Source organism: Protofrankia sp. Cr1, assembly GCF_963555865.1.
GTDB lineage: Bacteria > Actinomycetota > Actinomycetes > Frankiales > Frankiaceae > Protofrankia.
The window spans coordinates 19,343-39,459 of sequence record NZ_CAUVXO010000002.1 but is presented as its reverse complement, the minus strand read 5'-3'; the positions used below and the strand labels follow the sequence as shown (position 1 = coordinate 39,459).

The following is a 20,117-nucleotide window of genomic DNA, read 5'->3' as shown; positions in this document are numbered from 1 at the left end:
GATGCGTCTGATGCGGTGATGATCAGATGGTGCCCGCTGGTGAGTGGATCGGGCGACAATCGCAACATTGCGTCATCGGACAACGGGGCGACCCCGTCCGCGCCGGTGGCCGCGGTCACCAGGTCCCGAAGGGCGTCGACGTCGTGGGAGGTCAGTTGCCGGGTCCAGTACAGCGTCATTGCGCGACATTAGGACGTTCGCCTGGCTGAAGGGCGTGCGATCATGGTACTTTCGCACGCCCGGAGGCTTCAGATTGCCTGTGTGGCTGAAGGGCGTGTGATCATGGTACTTTCGCACGCCCGGAGGCTTCAGATTGCCTGTGTGGCTGAAGGGCGTGCGATCATGGTACTTTCGCACGCCCTTCAGCCCCGAGGCTGCTAGAGCGAGACCCGCTGGGGGATGCGAGCCACTTCCCTTTCGTTGTGGCTGGCCACCGCGTCTTCAGGCAGCGGTGCGATCGGAGGCGCGACGAATTTGTAACCGACGTGCCGCACCGTACCGATCATCGACTCGTGCTCCGGGCCGAGCTTGGCCCGCAGCCGACGCACGTGGACGTCGACCGTCCGGGTACCTCCGTAGTAGTCGTAACCCCACACCTCCTGCAGGAGCTGGGCGCGAGTGAAGACCCGGCCGGGGTGCTGGGCGAGGTACTTCAGCAGCTCGAATTCCTTGAAGGTGAGCTCGAGCGGACGGCCGCGCAGCTTGGCCGAGTAGGTGGTCTCGTCCACCGACAGGTCGCCGGACCGGATGACACCGGCTTCCGCAGTGCCGCCGGCCGCCGCGACCCGACCGATCGCGAGCCGCAACCGCGCTTCGACCTCAGCCGGTCCGGCGCTGTCGAGGACGACGTCATCGACGCCCCAGTCGGCTGACACCGCGGCCAGCCCACCCTCGGTGACGAGCGCGAGCAGGGGAGTGGTGAGCCCGGTTGTGCGCAGGAGGCGGCACAGGCCGCGGGCGACGACGAGTTCCCGGCGCCCGTCCACCACGACGACGTCCACTGGTGGTGCGTCCAGGAGCGCGCTGGCCTCGAGTGGGGCGACGCGAACGGTGTGAGTCAGGAGCCCGAGTGAAGGAAAGGACTCCGCGGATGGTCCGGGGGCGTTGGTGAGCAACAGGACGACGCTCAAGTCGACTCCTCCAGGGTTCGGTTGCGATGTTGGGGCAGCGTCGACCCACGGATACCTTGCGACCGGCCCCCCGCGTTCCACGACCGTCATGGGCGTGAAACGAACACCGGCCTGTGGGGAGGATAGCGGAGTGCCCTACTCCGCTCATACCGTCTTCGGGGTTCTCCCCACCTCGGACGGTGAGATCCTCGCCACGACCCATTGTGGCCGTGTTGGTTCTGCCGCCGATCGTAGTTTTGATCTTGGTGTCGTCGTCGTCCACGGTTTTTCCGGTTTTCGTGACAAACCCCCGGTCAGGGCGGTCAGCGACGGCATCCGGCCCTATGCCGGCGTGCTCACCCCGGATCTGCGGGGTCACGGCCAGTCCTCGGGCGTGTGCACCTTCGGCGATCTGGAGGTTCTGGATGTGGACGCGGCCGTGGGGGAAGCCCGGCGGCTCGGTTACCTGAACGTCATCACCGTCGGTTGGTCGATGGGGGCCGCCGCGGTACTGCGCCACGCGGCCTTCGCCCGCGGCGGGGACTGCGTGCGCGGGTACCCCGTGCGCAACCCGGTTGACGCCGTCGTCAGCGTGAGCGCGCCGAGCCGCTGGTACGTCCGTGACACTGCGGCGATGCGGCGCCTGAGCTGGCTCGCGGAGACCGCCGCCGGCCGCCGCATCGCCCGGCACGCGCTCGGCGTACGGCTGATGTCCGAAATCTGGCCGATGATCCCGGCGTCCCCGCTCGACGTCGCCGGCCGGATCGCGCCGACGCCGGTTCTGTTCGTCCACGGAGACCGGGACACCTACTTCACCCTGGATCATCCTCATTCGCTGGCGGTGGCTTCGGGGGAGCACGGCCAGTTGTGGATCATCCCAGGCTTCGGGCACGCCGAATCGGGGCTTGTGCCAGGGTTGCTGGACCGCCTCGGCCGCCACCTGCCCGATCTGCTCGTCGGCCGTGGTGAGCGCGCGGGCGTCGACCGGCTGCTCCCTGGCCAGCCAGGGCCGGACCGGCTGGTCCCAGACCAGCCAGGCCCAGACCAGCCAGGCCCGGACGTATCGGCGAGTCCGCGATCGGACCGTGATGACACACCCGAGATCCCGGAGTTCCCATGGCTTGCGTGACGATCCGTTACTGGGCTGCGGCCAGGGACGCGGCCGGGGTACCTGAGGAGCAGCAGAACGCCGATACCCTTGCCGACCTACTGGACGCCGTCTCCCTGGGCCGCCCGGGGCGGTTGAACGCCGTGCTGGCGCGCTGCGCGTTCCTCGTGGACGATGCTCCGGTCGGCACCCGGAGCCATGCCGACGTGGCACTTGTGGACGGCGCTGTGGTGGAGGTGCTCCCGCCGTTCGCCGGTGGGTGATGGCCGCCATGATCGACTCTTCGCGATAGACCTGTTCGGCAGGCTTTGTCCCGTTCGTCGCGCTCGCATCGTCGCCGGGGTAGTCGCCGGGGTATGGGAACATGGTGGTGTGCGAGCCCGCGGGGCCGAGACGGCCGTCAGGACGGAGTCGGCAGACGTGCCGGCATCCGTGACTGCGCCGCGGTCACGGCGGGCGGGTGGACCGCCGGTGTTTCTCACCGGTGTCTCGATAGTGGTAGCCGCGGTCGTCCCGGCGCTCGTTGCCGGCGTCGGGCCGTTGCCACTCGTCGCCGTCATCGCCGTCGAGCAGTTCCTCCTCGGCTGGGCATGGGTGCGGACGTTTGCCGGTTCCATCGGGACGTTGGTGATCGTCGGCTTGGCCGCGCTGGCCGCGGACGCCACCGCGCTGCTCACCGACTCCCACGAGCTCGGCGATGGCGCCGGGGTCATCGGTATCGCGGTGGTGGCGGTCATCCTCGGTCAGCTGGCGCGGCGGCGGGCCAGCCCCGGTACGGCGACATCGGATCAGCCCGTGCGGGTGACGGTGGACATGGCCGCGGGGCTCAGCGGGGTGGTCATCGTCACCCTGCTGACCGGCTACGTGGACGCGGCCTCGATCGAAACGCCGACCGGCCGGGCGGTCGGCCCCGCGATGGTGGCTGTCGGCCTCGTCGGCGGGGGTTTGGCTGTCCTGGTCGCGCGGGCCTGCGCGGGGCTCGTCGGCGGCCGGGTGGCCCGCCCGGCCGGCTGGCCGTTGATCTCCCGGCTCATCGGCGTGGTGGCGGCCGGTGCCGGTGGGGCTGTCTTCGGCGCCGCATCCGGCGGGTTGACCGTTTCCGACGGCATGGCGATCGCGACGGTAGCCGCGACGGTAGCCGTCATCATCGACATGGTTGTCGCCCGTGGGGTCGCCGAACTCCGTGCCAGTGGTGATCCGGAGTTCGAATGGCCCCTTGTCGCGGTACTCCCGCTGGCCGTGGCGGCGGTGTTCGTGTATGCCGCCGCGCACACGCTCGCAGGATGACCCGTTCGCGTGGAAGATTATTAACGGTGACCACATCTGGTGACCGCTAGCCCACGCCGGCTGGCGGGCGGGACGCAAGGTCAGGAAGAAGTTGGCGCCCGAATGCGCTGGACGCAGTCGTGACCGGGATGTGGGTGTTATTCGGGGCACTGGCGGCTGTCGGTGTGATCATTATGATCATTCGGGTTCGAGACGGGCGGTTCCGGATGACACACACGTCGGCGTCGGCGTCGGGCAGCTCGGCTGCCGGAATCGCTGCTGCTGATGGCCGCGTTCCGGGCGTAGTGGGCGCATCCACCACTTTTGACACGCCTGATGTGGGTTCTCGTGCCAGTGCTCATCCGCGCGACGGGGAGTCGCTTCTGGATCTTGCAAGCGAGCTTGTGGAGCTGGGTATCACGCCCGGCGCGCGTGCCACGCTGCTGCAGTTCTCCACGGCGTTCTGTGCTCCCTGCCGGACGACCCGGCGGATCCTCGCCGACGTCGCTGCGACCGTTGCGGGCGTGCGCCATCTTGAGGTCGATGCCGAGTCGCATCTGGAGCTGGTCAGGCGGCTGCGGATCCGGCGGACGCCGACCGTCCTGGTCCTTGATGGGCAGGCTTGGGAGGTGGCTCGGGCCAGCGGCGTCCCACCGAGCAGGGCGGCCGTCTTCGCCGTGTTGGAACTCGCTGTAGGTGAGGTGTCCACCTCAGACGGCGAGGTGACGTGATCGACTCTGGAGCCGGCACTTTCGATCACCGCGACAGGTGGTCGGATCGGTAACACATCGGTCATGTTCGCTGCTACGGTCGAGAGGTTATGTTTGCCACCGAGCTCGTCAGCCGCCGCACGATCGATCTGTGTCGTGTCGGTAGCACATCGTGTCGACTTTCCTGATCTGTGCGTTGATGTCGCCCGCTGTCAGCGGGCCCGCCCTTCAGGAGATGAGTTCGTGGTCGACCCGCGAGGTCCTCGATTTGCCGCAGTTGTGACCAGTGTTGTCCTCGCGGTGGTCACGCTGACCGCCAGCGGATGGCTACTTCTCGCGCAGACAGCGGTCTTCCTCACCGGGGCCGTCCTCGGAGTCCGGTGGGCACCGTACGGGTTACTCTATCGCACCTTGATCCGCCCCCGCCTCGGGCCGCCGGCCGAGCTGGAGGATCCACAACCGCCCCGGTTCGCGCAGGCGGTCGGTGCGGCTTTCGGTGCGGTGGGCACGATCGGATTTCTCGCCGGTGTCCCCGGTCTTGGATACACCGCCACCGCGCTTGCATTTGTAGCGGCGTTCCTGAATGCTGCCATCGACTTTTGTCTCGGTTGCCAGATATATCTCGCCATACGTTCCGTGAAGGGAGTGCACGCATGAGTCGTTCCGATGCGCTCGTCGACCCGTCCTGGGCCGATGCGCACCTGACAGACCCCAAGGTTGTCCTGGTCGAGGTCGACGAGGATGTCTCCGCCTATGACAAGGGTCACATCCCGGGTGCGGTCCGCCTCGACTGGAAGTCGGAGCTTCAGGACCCGGTGATCCGCGACTTCGTCAACAAGGAGCAGTTCGAGAAGCTGCTGTCGACCAAGGGCATCTCGAACGACGACACGGTCGTTCTCTACGGCGGTAACAACAACTGGTTCGCAGCGTATGCCTACTGGTATTTCACCCTCTACGGGCATGCCGACGTCAAGCTGCTCGACGGTGGCCGCAAGAAGTGGGAGCTGGACAGTCGCGCGCTGACTGACGAGGTCCCGAACCGCCCGGCCACCCAGTACACCGCTGGCGACGCCCGCACCGACATCCGCGCCTTCCGGGACGAGGTCATAGCCGCGATCGGCGAGAAGAACCTCGTCGACGTGCGCTCGCCCGACGAGTTCGCCGGGCGGCTGCTTGCTCCGGCGCACCTGCCACAGGAGCAGTCGCAGCGGGCCGGGCACGTCCCGACCGCAAAGAACATTCCGTGGGCGAAGACCGCGAACGAGGACGGCACGTTCAAGACGAACGACGAGCTGACCACCCTGTACTCCGACGCGGGGGTGGATCTTACGCAGGAAACCATCGCGTACTGCCGTATCGGCGAGCGTTCGGCACACACCTGGTTCGCGCTGCACGAGCTGCTCGACCTGCCGAATGTGAAGAACTACGACGGCTCGTGGACCGAGTACGGTTCACTGGTCGGCGTCCCGATCGAGAAGGGCGCCTGACACGTGTGCGGTGCGACCAGCGGCGGACCTTCGGTGGAGGGAATTGACGTGGCCAAGGAAACTGTCATCCAGGGCGTCGTCCTGAAGGACGGCTCGCCCGTTTCGTCAGGTTATGCGCGCTTGTTGGACGAAGGTGGGGACTTCACCGCCGAGGTGCCGCTGTCCGCGACCGGTCAGTTCCGTTTCTTTGCCCGGCCGGGCTCGTGGACCGTCCGGGCGCTGGTCCCGGGCGGCTCCGGAGAACGGAAGGTTGTTGCCCGCCAGGGCGAGCCTGTCGACACCGAGGTGGAAGTAGCCGCATAGGTTTTTCCACGACCCCGGCGGCGCGTGCAGGGTTACGATCGCGCCGCCGGGGTTTCCGGCTCTCACCGCAGGTTCCCCTCGCCGCAGGTTCTCAGTAACCACTCGACCGGGGCACGGGAATGCTCTGGCTGGTGCATGCAGCCCGCGTTGGCACGGCAAACGCCATCGGGCCGACGGCGAAGTCACGCAGACCGTTATCGGTCGCGAACAGTGCAGCGGAACTCCGGTCCGGAAATGGTGCGACGACTCGCCGGACCGTCCGCCGCGCGGTGGTGTCGAACTGGACGACTGCGTACAGGACATCGGGTTCGTGCATCATGCCATTACAAAACCCCATCAGGCTGACGCCGTGAAGGAGTCTCCTCGTGTCCTGGCCGTGGTCTGCCTTTGCAGGAGCTGTTGCTCGGCAGGTGGGGCCGTCGCCTGGCAGGGTTCTGAAGGCTGGTATCAGCAGGTCAGGTCAGTACACGAGCCCCTGGGCTCCCTCGGCCAGCACCTCCGACACGAAGACGGCGGCGCCCGCGATGCGTACACTTGGGAGTACATCATTGGGGCCGATGCCTCGCCGTGCCGCACACTGAGTACAGACAGTTACCAGTCCACCGGTCAGAACCGCATCCAGCAGGTCGTCCAGAGGTGCGGACTCGGGCAGCACGAATGCGGCGGCGCGTCCCGGCAGCGCGAACCAGGCGGACTCGCCGGTAAGCCACAAGGAGACGGCCGCACCGCTGGCGACTGCGACGGCGGCGACGGTGAACGCCTGCGAGCATCGCTCCGGCGCGTCCGAACCGGCAGTTGCCTTGATGACCAGGGAACGCATAGGGCCCAGTCTGCACGGTCCGGCGAACCCTGGAGGCCTGCGCGCCATCAACATGATCATTGTGATGATCGATGAGTGGGCCGGTTGGCTGTCCCCACAGACGATGCACAGCTCGCGCCAAGGGTTCTGACGGGAAGGATCCTCATCGTGGTGCCATGACCGATTTCACCGCAACGCCGTTGAACAGGCGCAAGCTCTTCGCACTCGGTGGTGTCACGCTCGGCGGAGCCGCGCTAGCCGGTTGCCAGCTCACCAGCCTCCCCGGTGGATCGTCGGGTACAGGCACGGCTACGGCGACTCCCTCGGCCACGACTTCGGCGGCCAGTACCTGTGTGCTGACCTCGGAGGTGACCGAGGGTCCGTACTGGCTGGACAACAGCCTCGTACGCAAGGACATCACCGAGGGTAAGTCCGGTGCCGCACTCACGCTGCGGCTCACCGTCGTCGACTACAAGAATTCGTGTGTTCCGCTGGCGAACGCGGCGGTGGAGATCTGGCACTGTGACGCCTGGGGCTACTACTCGGGCTACACCACTGCCACTCCCGGTGGCAGCGCGCCCGCCGAGGATGGTGTCGGTAACGAGAAAACCTACCTGCGTGGAATTCAGCTCACCAACAGTCGCGGCATCGTCGAGTTCAAAACAATCTTTCCCGGCTGGTACAGCCCGCGCGCCGTGCACATCCACTGCAAGGTCTACACCGGTGGCGCGGTGGACAGCGCCACCAACACCTATGAGGGCGGTACGGCTCACCACACCGGTCAGTTCTTCTTCTCGGACAGCCTGGTGACGCAGGTGGAGGCGATCAAGCCATACAGTTCGCACACCGGCACGATCACCACGCTCGCCAATGACATGGTCTACACGGGCAAGGGCGTGCAGGACGGCCTGCTGACAGTGGTCGGGTCGGCCTCCGCAGGCTTCATCGGCACGATCGCTGTTGGTGTTGATCCCAGTTTCACTGCGGCCTCAGGCGGTGGCGGTGCCGGCGGCACCCCGCCGGGTGGTGCGCCGACCGGCACTCCGCCGAGCGGTGCTCCCGGTACCCCGCCGACCGGCACCCCGCCAAGTGGTGCACCGAGCGCATCGCCCACCAGTGCGTAACGGGATGCGCTAAGACCGCCCATGCAGCCGCACTCTGCGGCTGCACTCTGTGGCTGCATGGGTGCGGCTGCAGGGGTGCCGCACCGCTGCGTCACAGGGCTGGTATCACGGCGCCGGACCGGTGCATGACGGATAGGCTGGGCGCGTGCTGGAAATATTCTTCACCGCACTGTTGATCACGGTGGCGGTACTCATCGGGTGGTTCTCCGTGTACGTCGTCTACAAGCTGTACGCAGGCCAGCGTTGAGCGTTTCCGGCACGCGCCCGCGTGCGGCGGTGCCGACGTGACCACACCGCCGGGGCCGGTCGTCGACCTCCATCCCAGTCTGCTGCCACTGGCGTTCCTCCTGGGTACCTGGCGCGGTGAGGGCGTCGGTGGCTACGAGGGGATGGATGGCTTCCGCTACGGCCAGGAGGTCGTTTTCGCCGGCACCGGCCGGCCGGCTCTGTCGTACGAGTCCCGGACCTGGTGGGTCGGTGAGCCTCGGGACGGCCGCGACGAGGGAAGCCCGTTGGCCGCCGAGGTCGGGTTCTGGCGCGTTGCGCCACCGGATGGCGACGGGCCTCCCGCGGTCGAGGTCATGCTCGCCCATCCGTTCGGCATCAGCGAGATCTACGTCGGTGATGTGGTCGGTACGCGCGTGGATCTGCGGTCCAACGTCGTGATCCGGACTGCCACGGCACGCAGGGTGAACCGTTCAGAGCGGCTGTACGGCATCGTCGAAGACGGTGATCTTGCCTATGCCATTGACATGGAGGCCGAGGGCAAGCCGTTGCAGTCTCACCTGTCCGCGCGTCTTGCACGGGTGCGCTCGTAAGAGCGCCCGGCACTCAAGGGCCTGCAGAGGCTCCGCGTCGCTGCATCCGGGGGCTCGCTTCGGCGGTCTCGGCGGCGGTGACTCGGGCTCGCCAGGCCTTCTCCCGCTCGATGGCGCCGGCGAACCCGAGCGTGACGGCCGGGTCGAAGTTTTCGTCCGAGTAGGTACGGGTGCAACCGAGCACACGGTCGATCTCGTCGGCGGTGATCGCCGTCAGCGGAAGCTGGCCGGTGAGGTAGACGTCCCCGACCTGGTCTATCGAGAAGTGCACGCCGTAGGTCCTGGCGTTGCGTCCAAGCAGGAACGCGTAGGTGCCCGCCGGATTCTCGGCGGGTCTGCGCATGAAGAACGCCTCGATGAGCAGGGTGTGGTCGCCTATGATCAGCCAGGTCATCGTCCGGAGCCTGTGGTCACCTTCCAGGGTGACCAGGAATGATCCTTCGTCCACCCGCTCGTAGACCAGGCCGATGTCGTCCAGGGCATCGTCGATCACACGGTCGATGCGCGCCCGCTCGATGTCGTCCACAGGCAGTGACACAGTTCACCTCCGAAGTGATCATATGGGATGGGCGCGGAACAACAGGCCGTCAGGCGGTCGCTGGAACGGTCGCCAGCGCCGCTGCGTCACGGTAGCCGGCCAGGACCCCGCGTGCTGTCGCAGACCAACCGAACTCCGTGGCGCGCCGCACCGCGCCGGCGGCGAGCCGCTGCCGCCAGCGGGGCTGACCGATCAACCGGGCCAGCGCATCGGCGTAGGCGGCCGGATCACGTCCTTCCACCAGGATTCCCGAAATGCCGTGGCGGACAGCCGTGCGCAATCCGCCGACGGCGGCCGCGACGACCGGCGTTCCACAGGCCTGGGCCTCAAGCGCGACCAACCCGAAGCTCTCGCTGTGACTGGGGACGACGACCGCGCTCGCGGCCCGGTACCAGTCGGCGAGCTCCAGCTGGGGGACTGGTGGCTGAAATCGGACAACGTCGGAGATGCCCAGCTCGGCGGCGAGCTTGACCAGCGCGTCCGGCCGGTCGAGGCCTGAGCCGCTCGGTCCGCCGACGATGGCGACCAGCATGCGGTCCCGCAACGCCGGTTCATGGGCCAGCAGGTGGGCGGCGGCGTGTAGAAGCATGTCAGGCGCCTTCAGCGGCTGGATTCGCCCGACGAAGAGCAGCAGCACCACGTCCGGCGGCAGGCCGAGGCGGGTCCGCGCCGCCGACGCCTCCCCAGGGCAGAACACTTCCAGATCGACTCCGGGCGCCACCACGTCGACAAGGTTCGGATCCGCTGCGTAGAGATCGATGAGATGTTGCCGCTCGTCAGCGGTGGATGCGATCATCCGGCTCGCACCGGCGACGACCTCCTGCTCGCCGGCGATTCGGTTCGGCGGTTCTGGCTGGTCACCGTCAGCAAGCGCATGGTTCTTGACCTTTGCCAGGGTGTGGGCCGTGTGCACCAGCGGGACCGCCCATCGCCGGGAGAGGGCGAGCCCCACCTGGCCGGACAGCCAGTAGTGCGAATGGATGACATCGAACCAGCCGGGCTCCTGCGCGGCCTCAGCCCGCAGTACATCCACGATGAACGAGCACAACCAGGCCGGCAGGTCCTCTCGTCCGACGTCCCCGAACGGGCCCGCATCGACGTGGCGCACTGTGACCCCGGGGGCCAGGGTGACCGTCGGCTCCACCGTGCTGCTGGTGGCTCTGGTGAAGATCTCAACCTCGGTGCCGAGCGTGGCGAGCTGCCGGGACAGCTCGACCACGTACACATTCATCCCGCCCGCGTCGCCGGTCCCCGGTTGTTCCAGCGGCGATGTGTGCATCGACAGCATGGCGACCCGACGAGGGTGGCCGAACCGGACCCGACGCACCGACCACCTCCACAATGAGCCGGACGCATCGATCGCCAGCTTCCCGAGTGTTCGAACAACGGATCGGCCGCCTGCATGCCCGGACACGGTCGATGACATGCACATCGCCCTGCGGGCACCTCCGCCCGAGGTCTGCGGTACGAGGTACGGTCCGGCTGTCTCCTAAGCGGTGGGTCCCTCGTCCCGACGGGAGCCCGGTACATACTGCCAGCAGTAGAGCCGATGGGCTGATTTCGGCCGACGCATAATTATGATCTTATTTTTGGTGATGTCCGCTGTGCCGACCGGCCTGCACCGACCGCCGGTGGCTGTTCGGGGGGCGGCGGTCGGGGTGGCCGGGGCCCTGCGATCGTGAAGCTGTGTCCGGTACCTCTCCCGTCCACCGTCGTGAGCCTCGACTGGCCCCTGGCCGTGCCAGAGCACTGGGGCTCGCGACCCGCGGGACGACCAATCCGAATCGCCTGCGCAGGGTGGATCGCTGGATCATCGGGACGCAGGCGGCCCGCCTACGCGGTGTGCCCGCCCCGTTGGTCGTCGATCTCGGTTTTGGTTCATCCCCGATTACCACGGTTGAGTTGTACGAACGATTGGCGCGGGTCGTGCCCGACGTCCGGGTCGTCGGGTTGGAGATCGACCGGGACCGGGTGGAGGCGGCGGCCCCGGCCGCCCACCCGCCACGGCTGGCCTTCACCCATGGCGGATTCGAGCTCGCGGGGCTGCGCCCCGTGCTGGTTCGCGCGCTGAACGTGCTCCGCCAGTATGAGGCCGCGGCGGTCGGCCCGGCCTGGGCGTCGATGCTCGAACGGATCGCCCCCGGCGGTCTGCTGGTCGAAGGGACCTGCGACGAGATCGGCAGGCGCGCATGCTGGTTCGCCATCGACGGTTCACGCGCTGCCTCCACCGAAGCGGGCACGGTGGTGCGTCCGGGGACACCGGGACCCCTGTGGGAGTTCTCACCGCAATCATGGCCGGGTGGCACCACGCTCACCTTGGCGGCGCATCTGCCGAGCCTGAGCCGTCCATCCGAGATCGCGCAACGGCTGCCGAAGTCGCTGATCGCCCGCAACGTTCCAGGCGAGGACGTACATGCGTTGCTGACCTCGTTCGACGACGCCTGGATGCGGATGGCGCCGCGCGCGGTGTTCGGGCCGAGGCAACGATGGGTCGCGGCGGTCGAAGCCATGCGGGCGGACGGTTGGCCGGTGCGCGGCAACGTGCGGCGATGGCGACTGGGCGAGGTCACCGTGGCATGGCCGCCCACCCGTGCGGGCGCTGCCACCGCCACGGTCAGCGGCTGAGCATCAGCGATGCGCGCCCAGCGCCGTCTGGAAGGCCGCGTGGGTGGCCTCGTCGAACAGCACGAAGCGGGCTTCCCGCACGCTGGTCGGCGTGGCCAGGACGGTGCCCACGGCAATGCGGGCGGCGTCCTCACGTGGCCAGCCGTATGCACCCGCGCTGACCGCGGGGAATGCCACGGATTCGGCGCCAAGCTCGGCTGCGACACGCAGGGCCTGCTGGTAGCAGGACCGCAGCAGCTGCGAACGGTCCTGCGTGGCCGACCAGACCGGGCCGACCACGTGGATGACATGCCGGGCGGTCAGCCGTCCCGCTGTCGTGGCAACCGCCTGGCCGGTCGGCAGACCACCGCCGAGGGCGCCTGCACGCAGCGCCCGGCATGCGGCGAGGATCTCGGGTCCGCCGCGACGGTGGATCGCGCCGTCCACTCCGCCGCCACCGAGCAGTGACGAGTTCGCCGCGTTGACGACGGCATCGACGTCCTGCTCGGTGATGTCCCCCCGTACCAGCGTCACTTCAACCATGACCGCCATCTTCGACGACCGCCATCTTCGACGACCGCCATCTTCGACGACCGCCGTCCGCGGCGACACAGGGCCCAACTCCCGTGTTGGGGTAGGTGGCACGTAGCGCTATCACGACCTTTTCTACCGACGGCCAAGGCCGACGGACGTCGGGCGTAGGTCCCAAAGGTCGCCATCACGACCGAACTGACCTACCGCTGACTGGTGTCAGCCGCCGCCGCGTGGGCGGCATCAGGAACTCGGGCGTCGGGTCGGGGCAATCTTGTCGAGGACTGCGAGGTCGTCGGCCCGTGGCTGCCACTCTCCGGCCGCGGCGTTCGCTCGGACCTGTTCCGCCGTGGTGGCGCCGGCGATCACCGAGGCGACCGCCGGCTGCGCGGCCAGCCCACCCATCGCCACGTCCAGCAGCGAGCGGCCGCGTTCGCGGGCGAAGGTCTCCAGTGCCTCGACCCGGTCGAACACCGCGTCCGTCAGCTCGTCCTGGCGACCCGCGAGCCGTGCTCCAGGCTGCGGCTGTTCGTCCCGCATGTATTTCCCGGTAAGAATGCCGTTCGCGAGCGGGTAGTACGGCAGCACGCCGATGCCGTACTTCTGCGCGGCCGGGACGAGTTCAGCCTCCACACCGCGTTCCAGCAGGTTGTAGTGGTTCTGAGCCGAGATGAAGCGGGTGGTACCGGAAGCGCGTGCGGTCCACTCGGCGTCCGCGATCTGCCAGGCCACCAGGTTCGATGAGCCCACGTAGCGGACCTTGCCTTCGCGGACGACCTCGTCGAGTGCGGTCAGGGTCTCCTCGACCGGGGTGAACGCGTCGGGTCCGTGGAGCTGGAAAAGATCGATGTAGTCGGTCTGAAGTCGGCGAAGCGACCCTTCCACGGCTTTGCGGATGTATCGACGGGAAGCGCGTGCGTTGAAGTCGGGGCCGTATGAGCCACCCATGTCGTGGCCGAACTTGGTAGCGAGGACCACGTCGTCGCGTCGAGTTCGCAGGATATGGCCGAGCAGGGTTTCCGATCCGCCCTTGTTGCCGTAGGTGTCAGCGGTGTCGAAGAGCGTTATGCCGTTGTCGAGTGCTGCGGTGACGACAGCCCGGGTGCCCTCGAGGTCAACCCTTGAACCGAAGTTGTTGCAGCCGAGACCGACGACGGAAACCAGCAGGCCGGAGGATCCGAGCGGGCGAAATCTCATATCTCAATACAACACGAGACACCACGGGTCCCGCACGTTCGGGTCCGGGACCCGTGGTCGCCGAAACATACCGGTGATGTATGGTTGTGTTTCTCGAGTGCTGGTGGAGTCCGCTTGGGAAGCGTCCCTGGTCGCGGGGGCGCCGACCGGACTCGCCGAGGTCAGTCAGACGAAGCGGCGTCGCTGACGGCGGTGCCTACAGTTTCGGCTGCTCTGCGAGTTGACGTGCGAGCGGCCATGGTCTGGCTGACCGCAGCCCTGGTCCGGGAAACAGCCTCCTCGGTGACCGGGCTCCGGCGAATGCTGGAAACCCGCTTCTCGCCCCGATCGGCAAAGCTGTTGTAGAGCGACGTTGCGCGTCCTTGCAGGTCGGAAAGTTGCGAACCCACCGTGGCCGGCAGCGCCCGGACCACTGTCTGCACGTTGATCGGTAGTTTCTGAGCCTGGGTGGAAATGTCGTTGACTCGGCCGGGCAGCTTCTTGACCTCGTCCACGTAGGTCGTGGGAAGGGTGAGGATCTTCTCAACGGCGGCGTCGGCAGCCCCCACGGAGGCGTACAGGGGCTTGCGGACCTCGGATAGCGGCATCTTGACGGTGCCCTCAAAATTGGCGGCGTCGTCCGATGCCTGGGCGTCTGTTCGGATGGTGGCCATTGCTACCTCCTGCTTCGCGGTTATGGCATGGCCTTCGGTTGTCGGCGTGTTGCCGATCAATTGATCTTTAGGCGTCCTCTGCCGGGTCAGGGGTGGCTCGTTCAACGGTCGCCATAGTGGTCGGCGCGGAGCCATCGGCTGCGGTCGGGCCGGCCTTCGTCGGGGCCTTGCCATTGGCATCCCTGTCGGCTTCCCCACCGGCGCCGGTTGAGCGTGGTCGCCGAGCCGCCGGCATTCGTGGTTCGGTATCGCCGACCGGTCGGGTTCTGACCGTCTTCCGCGCGGTTGTGGTTCTCTTTGGCTGGCTGCCCTTGGTGGAGCTGGTCGTGGCCTCCGCGACGCCCTGTGGGGTGTCGCCGTTCGGGGGGGTGGCCGATTGGTCGGAATCGGCGTCCAGCCCCGATTCGGGGTCTGCGTCTGCGCCCGCGTTGTCCTGCTCGGTGTTCGAGCCGTCAACCGCGGGTGATTCGGGATTCAGGTCGTAGGTCGAGTTCTCCTTACGGAACGCGTCATAGATCTCAATGATAACCTGCTTCTGCCGTTCGGTGAGACTCGCGTCCGCAAGGATCGAGACGACGACGTCATTGTCGGATGACCGCTCGTCTAGAATCCCGGCCTGAACGTAAAGTACCTCCGCGGAGATTCGGAGTGCCTTGGCGATCTGCTGCAGTATCTCCGCGGACGGCTTTCGCAGACCACGCTCTATCTGGCTCAGATAGGGATTGCTGACCCCGGCCTGCCGAGCGAGCTGACGAAGGGAAATCTGTGCGGTTTTGCGCTGGTCCTGATGAAGTCCCCGAGATCACGCACATTCAGGGGTGGCACGTTGGGTGTCAACCTCCTCCCATCTAGAGCGTATTGGCCGGCGGTGACGCGAAAATTCGTGACTACGTCGCCTTTGGCTGAGTGGAACCCCGGAAGAAGCAGATCTGTAATGGTGGGATCCGCAAGACCGAGCAACCAACGCTGTGAAGCGTACGTCCGACTGCTAGCTGTGGCAAGCGCCCAGCCGACCTGGGTACGCCGCGCCTGAGGATCAGCGGGCTCGGCACCGCACTGATCTGATCATGATGGACGGGTCTGTCGGCCGCTCTAACGTGTTGCGTGCGCAAGCCATTCACGCTGTGTCGCAAGTGCAGACTCGGCTTTCGCTGCCTCGTCCGTGCGTCCGCCGGCCCGGGCCCGCTCCAGCTTTGCCTCCAGCTTGGCGACGGACTCCCGCAATGTCGCCACAAATGCGGACTCCGTCGTCTCCGGACGGCGCCACCGCGCGTCCGCCGCGTGACGGATGCGGTCACCGGCGGCGGACAGCCGGCGTTCAAGGTCGGCGCCGGCCTCCCGCGGCACCTTCCCGATGGTGTCCCAGCGTTGTTCGATGTCCCGAAACCTGCGTAGCGCCTGGTCTGACTGGCCAGCGTCGATCGCGGCGGCCTCGGCGAGCAGCTGCTCCTTGCCGGCCTGATTCGCGCGCAGCTCGGCGTCACGTTCGGCGTTGGCCGTGTTGCGGCGGGCGAAAAACGCGTCCTGCGCGGACCGGAAGCGCAGCCACAGGGTGTCCTCGACGTCCTTGGGCGCGCGTCCTGCCGCCTTCCACTCGTCCAGCAGCGTCCGGTACCGAGCGCCGCTGGACGACCACTCCATGGAGTCGGCAAGGGTTTCGGCCTCGGCGACGATCGCCTCCTTGCGCTCCTTGGCCTGCGCACGCTGCTGGTCAAGTGCGGCGAAGTGAGCGGTCCGGCGTCGGTTGAACTCATCGCGGGCAGCGGTCACTCGTTTCCACAGGTCGGTGTCCGTGCGGCGATCCACCCCGGTGATCGCCCGGAACTCGGTGGCGATAGCGCGGAACCGTTCGCCCGACGCCTTCCAATCGGAGCTGCGGGCGAGGCGTTCGCCTTCGGCGACGATCGCCTCCTTGGCTTCAATCGCCGCGGCGGCCCGCTGGGCCCGCTCGGCTGCGCGTTTGGCCTTCTGCTCGTCGACTGCGCGCAGGATCGCCTCGAGGCGCCGGGCCAGGATTTCAAGATCACCCACGACGGCGGCAGTGTCAAGGGAGCTCAGCAGCCGGCGCGCGCTCGCGGCGAGGTCCGCCGGCTCAGCGCTGGGGACGGTGAGGCGCCGTTCGAGCAGCACGACTTCGGCCGCCAGGTCGTCATAGCGCCGGCCGAAGTGTGCGAGGCCCTCTGCCGGGCTGCCGGCCCGCCAGGATCCGACCGGGCGTTCGCCCGCGGCCGTCCGCACGTACACGGTGCCGTCGTCGCCGACGCGCCCCCAGTCGGAACTGTTGCGCTCGCTCATTGTGGTCCCGAAGATCGACATCAGGTCGATTGACATTCTTGCAGGGATCGCGCCGAAGGGGCACACCTGATTGTCCGACCAGAAGCCAAAGCACTGCTATCGGACTCAATGTGTTCAATCTGTGACGTTCCGTGGAAGTTTGGATGTTGTTCGCAGACCTGAACGGTGATCGGATGTCGGCTCTGTGTGGTCGCCGTGTCGACACGGCTTGGTCGTATACAAATGCCCCGTCACCGGTCAAGATTCCTAACCGTGTACCGAACAGGTCCGTCCCACCTGGGCACGCATGGTCGGTCGGCAGCCCGGTCGTGCCCGGTCGCTGCGCCATGAGCTCGGTGTTCCAACGTCGAGGGTGGCGGGTGGCGGCACTGTTGCTGCCGGCCCTCGTCGGTCTCGGCGTGTTCACGATCGCTCCGGCGCTGGTCTCGGCGTTCGTCGCGGGCACCGACAAGACTCTCACCAGTCCGAGCTTCCACTGGGTCGGCACTGCCAATTTCCGTGATGCTCTGCACGATCCGAACCTTGCACAGGCTGTCCGTAATACCGTGGTCTACTGTCTGATCACCGTTATTCCGGCCGTGGCGGTCGGCCTCGGCCTGGCGCTTGCGGCCGAGCGGGTGACCCGGGGACGTGCGCTTGTCCGCCTGGCACTGTTTCTTCCGGTGAGTGCCAATCTCGTTGCCGTGGCGGTTGTTTTCTCCTATATTTTCTCAGCCAGTCCGCACGCGCTGGCGAACACCGTGGTCGGCTGGTTCGGTATCCGCCCGGTCGACTGGCTCGGGGATACATCCACCGCATTGCCGGTGGTGGCGTTCGTCGGCGCCTGGCGGTTGGCGAGTTTCGTCTTCGTCGTATATCTTGCAGGGCTCACCACAATCCCGAGATCGGTGCACGAGGCCGCTGATGTCGACGGCGTCCGCGGCTGGGCGAGGCTGCGTCGAATCACGCTGCCGCTGCTGGCTCCCACCACGGTATTCGTTGCAGTTTTTGCGACGATTCTCACCCTGCAGACGTTCGAGACGGTCGCGGTCCTCACACAGGGTGGTCCGCTGGGCTCGAGTACGACGATCGTGTACTACATTTACGAGGCAGGATTTACCGGATCGTTTCGGATCGGCTATGCCTCGATGCTGGCGTTGTTGTTGCTGGTCGCCGTCGTCCTGCTCGGCGTCGCCGGTGCCGTCGTCGGGCGATGGGCCCGTGCCCGAGCCGCTCGTGAGGTGGCGGTGTGAACATCGAGAGCATGTCAGTGGCGATTCGCCGCCAGCCGGTCGGCTCCCCTGTATCGATCATCTCAACCGGCCTGCGCTGGGCGTTCCTCGCCGCTGGGATCGGCGGCGCCTTCCTGCCATTCTGGTGGATGCTGCGTACCGCGGTTGGTCCACCGCAGAGCGTGCTCGGGTTGTCGTCGAACCTGATCCCGTCGGGCATTGACTTCGCGGCCTTCCCGCGTGCGTTCGACGCGGCAGACCTCGGCCGCGCGCTGGTGACCGGAGCCGGGGTGAGCATCGCGATCACGCTTCTGCAGCTCGCCACCGCGATACCAGCGGCCTATGCATTCGGTTGCCTCCGGTTTCGTGGCCGCGGCGTGCTGTTCGCGGTGGTGCTCGCGACTCTGCTGGTACCGCCACAGGTCACCGCCATACCGAACTATGTGACGATTTCCGCGCTTGGCCTGGCCGATACCAGGGCCGGGTTGGTGCTGCCCTTCATGACGAACGCCGCGGGAATATTCCTGCTCCGTCAGTATATGAGCACGATTCCGGTAGCGCTTCTCGAAGCGGCCAGAATGGACGGCCTCGGCACCTGGCGGACGCTGCGTGCGATCGTCCTACCGCTGTCGACACCGGCGGTCGCCACGGTCGCGACCTTCAGCTTCCTGCTCTCCTTCAACGAGTATCTTTGGCCGTTGCTGGTGGCACGCTCACCGGATATCGCGACCCCGCCGTTGGCTCTGGCGAACCTGGTTTCGGCCAGCGGCGGTTTCCCGGACTTCGCCCAGCTTTCGGCTGCGGCGTTGATTGTAAGCATTCCGACACTTGTCGTGTTCATCCTTGCTCAGCGGCGATTGGCCGCCGGAATCACCGGCACCGGCACCGGTGTCGGTGCCGAGGGATGAGGACGTGCCCGAGAGGAAGACACTTGATCCGGACCCGTCTGTCCAGACCGCTTGAGGCCGCCGGCCGCGCGAGGAAAATCATGGTCGCGCGGCCTTTGGCCGGATGGGCTTTGGGGGCCGCCGGCCGCGCGAGGAAAATCATGGCTGGGCTGCTCGCCCTTGCCACTGTCGTGTTCGTGGCTACCGCGTGCGGGGCCGTCGGTTCGAGCGGCCCGTCGGTCAACCCCAGCCTCCGCCCGACCGCGCGACCCGCGACCGCTGCCGTGGACGACGTCAATGGAGCCAGAGCGTCCACCCAGTGCGCTACCAAGGTCAAGACGCTGCGGATGACCGTCAGCGGCCCGCTCAACGACACGGCCAAGTCCGGCAAGGCATATATGGAGAAAGCCCATCCGGGCCTGACCGTTGAGATCACGTCGACTGCGACCACCTACACCCAGATTGTCCAGCAGATCAGCGCCGACACCTCGGCCGGGCGCAAGACCGACCTTGCGGTGGCCGGGTTTGACCTGCTGCCCACCTACGTCGAGCAGCTCGACGCGCAGGAGCTGGCGCCGCGTTTGTTGCGCGCCTCCTACGACCAGCGGTTCACGACTCTGGGCAAGGTCGGCACCCAGCTGTACGCCGTTCCCCAGCAGGTGTCCGTCCCCGTTCTGCTCTACAACACCGAAATGCTCGCCAAGGCCGGCGTGGATCCGAAATCCCTGGCCGACACCGGCGGTGTGATCGCCGCAGCCGACAAGATCAAGGCTGCGCTGCCGGGCGTCCAGCCGATCGACCTGCCCACCGGGGATCAGTTCGGCCAGTGGTTCCTCAACACGATTGCCGGCTCGAAGGGCGCGAACATCCAGAACGCGGAAGGCCGGCCGAACTTCACCACCGACGCCGCTCGTGCCGCCGCCGGCTTCCTGGCCAAGGTCGGCAGCTACGGGCCGCAGTCGAAGACACCGACCGATGCCTTGGTCCGGTTCGGTTTCGGTAAGCAGACCGCCATGGCCGGGGCGAGCATCAACTCGGTTGTGCCGGGGCTACGGGAACTTGACCAGCAGGGCAAGGGCCCTTTTCCGCTCGGAGTGGCGCCGATCCCGGTCCTGCCGGGCGGCACACAGCACCCGGTGGCCGGTGGCAATGGTCTCGTGGTGCTCGCAACCGATCGTTGCCAGAATGAGATGGCCACCGAACTGATGGTGTCGCTGCTCGCTCCGGACGTGGTCGCAGCCGGTGTGGAGGCGCTGAGCTACCTACCTGTCGACATTGAAGCCGCCAACCGCCTGGTACCGCTCTACCAGCAGTTTCCGCAGCTCGTACCCTTCAACGCAATGGTGGACTCACTCGTTCGGGCGCCCTACTGGACCGGGACGCGTGGTGGTGAAGTACCCGCGCTTGCGTCGGATGAGGTCCAGAAGATCATGATGGGTGCGGATCCGGCAGCGACCCTGACCGAGTTGCAGAGCCA

22 protein-coding genes are annotated in these 20,117 nt (G+C 66.9%); 13 read left to right on the top strand and 9 right to left on the bottom strand.

What is annotated here, in order from left to right:
- Positions 1-377: 377 nt before the first annotated feature.
- The gene (locus U9980_RS00790; protein WP_322750438.1) at positions 378-1,130 is read right to left on the bottom strand and encodes a response regulator transcription factor; all 753 of its coding nucleotides are present in this window, start codon (positions 1,128-1,130) and stop codon (positions 378-380) included.
- A 130-nt stretch (positions 1,131-1,260) separates the two neighbouring features.
- Between U9980_RS00790 and U9980_RS00785 the strand changes: the two genes are divergently transcribed.
- The 7 genes from U9980_RS00785 (at position 1,261) to U9980_RS00755 (ending at position 5,983) form a co-directional block, all read left to right on the top strand.
- Positions 1,261-2,238 (top strand): alpha/beta hydrolase, encoded by a 978-nt coding sequence (locus U9980_RS00785; protein ID WP_322752201.1) that lies wholly within the window; start codon positions 1,261-1,263, stop codon positions 2,236-2,238.
- Positions 2,226-2,480 carry a MoaD/ThiS family protein gene (locus tag U9980_RS00780; protein ID WP_322750436.1) on the top strand — a complete coding sequence of 85 codons (255 nt, stop codon included), beginning with the start codon at positions 2,226-2,228 and terminating at the stop codon, positions 2,478-2,480. The genes U9980_RS00785 and U9980_RS00780 overlap by 13 nt, the downstream gene beginning before the upstream one ends.
- 208 nt (positions 2,481-2,688) lie before the next feature.
- Complete coding sequence (locus U9980_RS00775) at positions 2,689-3,504, top strand: hypothetical protein (protein WP_322766242.1); 816 nt, start codon at positions 2,689-2,691, stop codon at positions 3,502-3,504.
- A 128-nt stretch (positions 3,505-3,632) separates the two neighbouring features.
- Positions 3,633-4,214, top strand: coding sequence for a thioredoxin family protein (locus tag U9980_RS00770; RefSeq protein ID WP_322766241.1), 582 nt, complete (start codon positions 3,633-3,635; stop codon positions 4,212-4,214).
- Between the two features lie 222 nt (positions 4,215-4,436).
- Positions 4,437-4,850: a DUF4395 domain-containing protein gene (locus U9980_RS00765; protein WP_322766240.1), complete on the top strand. Its 414-nt coding sequence runs from the start codon at positions 4,437-4,439 to the stop codon at positions 4,848-4,850.
- Positions 4,847-5,680: a sulfurtransferase gene (locus U9980_RS00760; RefSeq protein ID WP_322766239.1), complete on the top strand. Its 834-nt coding sequence runs from the start codon at positions 4,847-4,849 to the stop codon at positions 5,678-5,680. Before U9980_RS00765 ends, U9980_RS00760 begins: the two co-directional genes overlap by 4 nt.
- A gap of 3 nt (positions 5,681-5,683) precedes the next feature.
- The gene (locus U9980_RS00755; RefSeq protein WP_322750431.1) at positions 5,684-5,983 is read left to right on the top strand and encodes a DUF1416 domain-containing protein; all 300 of its coding nucleotides are present in this window, start codon (positions 5,684-5,686) and stop codon (positions 5,981-5,983) included.
- Positions 5,984-6,443: 460 nt separating this feature from the next.
- On the opposite strand, the gene U9980_RS00750 is transcribed toward U9980_RS00755, so the two are convergent.
- Positions 6,444-6,803, bottom strand: a complete 360-nt coding sequence (locus U9980_RS00750; protein WP_322766238.1) for a DsrE family protein — start codon at positions 6,801-6,803, stop codon at positions 6,444-6,446.
- Between the two features lie 155 nt (positions 6,804-6,958).
- On the opposite strand from U9980_RS00750, the gene U9980_RS00745 reads away from it, so the two are divergent.
- Positions 6,959-7,906 carry an intradiol ring-cleavage dioxygenase gene (locus U9980_RS00745; protein WP_322766237.1) on the top strand — a complete coding sequence of 316 codons (948 nt, stop codon included), beginning with the start codon at positions 6,959-6,961 and terminating at the stop codon, positions 7,904-7,906.
- 284 nt (positions 7,907-8,190) lie between these two features.
- Positions 8,191-8,724 (top strand): FABP family protein, encoded by a 534-nt coding sequence (locus tag U9980_RS00740; RefSeq protein ID WP_322766236.1) that lies wholly within the window; start codon positions 8,191-8,193, stop codon positions 8,722-8,724.
- Between the two features lie 13 nt (positions 8,725-8,737).
- On the opposite strand, the gene U9980_RS00735 is transcribed toward U9980_RS00740, so the two are convergent.
- Together U9980_RS00735 and mshA are read right to left on the bottom strand one after the other, a co-directional pair.
- Positions 8,738-9,262: a YbjN domain-containing protein gene (locus U9980_RS00735; RefSeq protein WP_322766235.1), complete on the bottom strand. Its 525-nt coding sequence runs from the start codon at positions 9,260-9,262 to the stop codon at positions 8,738-8,740.
- A gap of 49 nt (positions 9,263-9,311) precedes the next feature.
- Positions 9,312-10,550 (bottom strand): D-inositol-3-phosphate glycosyltransferase, encoded by a 1,239-nt coding sequence (gene mshA / locus U9980_RS00730; RefSeq protein ID WP_322750442.1) that lies wholly within the window; start codon positions 10,548-10,550, stop codon positions 9,312-9,314.
- Between the two features lie 398 nt (positions 10,551-10,948).
- On the opposite strand from mshA, the gene U9980_RS00725 reads away from it, so the two are divergent.
- The gene (locus U9980_RS00725; RefSeq protein WP_322766234.1) at positions 10,949-11,887 is read left to right on the top strand and encodes a class I SAM-dependent methyltransferase; all 939 of its coding nucleotides are present in this window, start codon (positions 10,949-10,951) and stop codon (positions 11,885-11,887) included.
- Between the two features lie 3 nt (positions 11,888-11,890).
- Here U9980_RS00725 and U9980_RS00720 read toward each other — a convergent pair whose 3' ends face one another.
- The 5 genes from U9980_RS00720 to U9980_RS00700 all read right to left on the bottom strand — a co-directional run bounded on the left by U9980_RS00720 (position 11,891) and on the right by U9980_RS00700 (position 16,578).
- Positions 11,891-12,409 (bottom strand): O-acetyl-ADP-ribose deacetylase, encoded by a 519-nt coding sequence (locus U9980_RS00720; RefSeq protein WP_322750425.1) that lies wholly within the window; start codon positions 12,407-12,409, stop codon positions 11,891-11,893.
- A gap of 231 nt (positions 12,410-12,640) precedes the next feature.
- Complete coding sequence (locus U9980_RS00715; protein WP_322766233.1) at positions 12,641-13,594, bottom strand: aldo/keto reductase; 954 nt, start codon at positions 13,592-13,594, stop codon at positions 12,641-12,643.
- A 161-nt stretch (positions 13,595-13,755) separates the two neighbouring features.
- A complete protein-coding gene (locus tag U9980_RS00710) occupies positions 13,756-14,247 on the bottom strand; it encodes a hypothetical protein (RefSeq protein ID WP_322766232.1) in 492 nt (163 codons plus the stop codon).
- Between the two features lie 67 nt (positions 14,248-14,314).
- Positions 14,315-15,010, bottom strand: a complete 696-nt coding sequence (locus U9980_RS00705; protein WP_322766259.1) for a helix-turn-helix transcriptional regulator — start codon at positions 15,008-15,010, stop codon at positions 14,315-14,317.
- Positions 15,011-15,339: 329 nt separating this feature from the next.
- Entirely contained in the window at positions 15,340-16,578 is a 1,239-nt protein-coding gene (locus U9980_RS00700) for a DUF349 domain-containing protein (RefSeq protein ID WP_322766231.1), read from the bottom strand.
- 290 nt (positions 16,579-16,868) lie between these two features.
- On the opposite strand from U9980_RS00700, the gene U9980_RS00695 reads away from it, so the two are divergent.
- The 3 genes from U9980_RS00695 to U9980_RS00685 form a co-directional block, all read left to right on the top strand.
- The gene (locus U9980_RS00695; protein ID WP_322766230.1) at positions 16,869-17,774 is read left to right on the top strand and encodes a sugar ABC transporter permease; all 906 of its coding nucleotides are present in this window, start codon (positions 16,869-16,871) and stop codon (positions 17,772-17,774) included.
- An 11-nt stretch (positions 17,775-17,785) separates the two neighbouring features.
- Positions 17,786-18,661 (top strand): carbohydrate ABC transporter permease, encoded by an 876-nt coding sequence (locus tag U9980_RS00690; protein ID WP_416210102.1) that lies wholly within the window; start codon positions 17,786-17,788, stop codon positions 18,659-18,661.
- A gap of 140 nt (positions 18,662-18,801) precedes the next feature.
- Positions 18,802-20,117: extracellular solute-binding protein (locus U9980_RS00685; RefSeq protein WP_322766228.1), on the top strand; the 1,316-nt coding region annotated here is incomplete at its 3' end.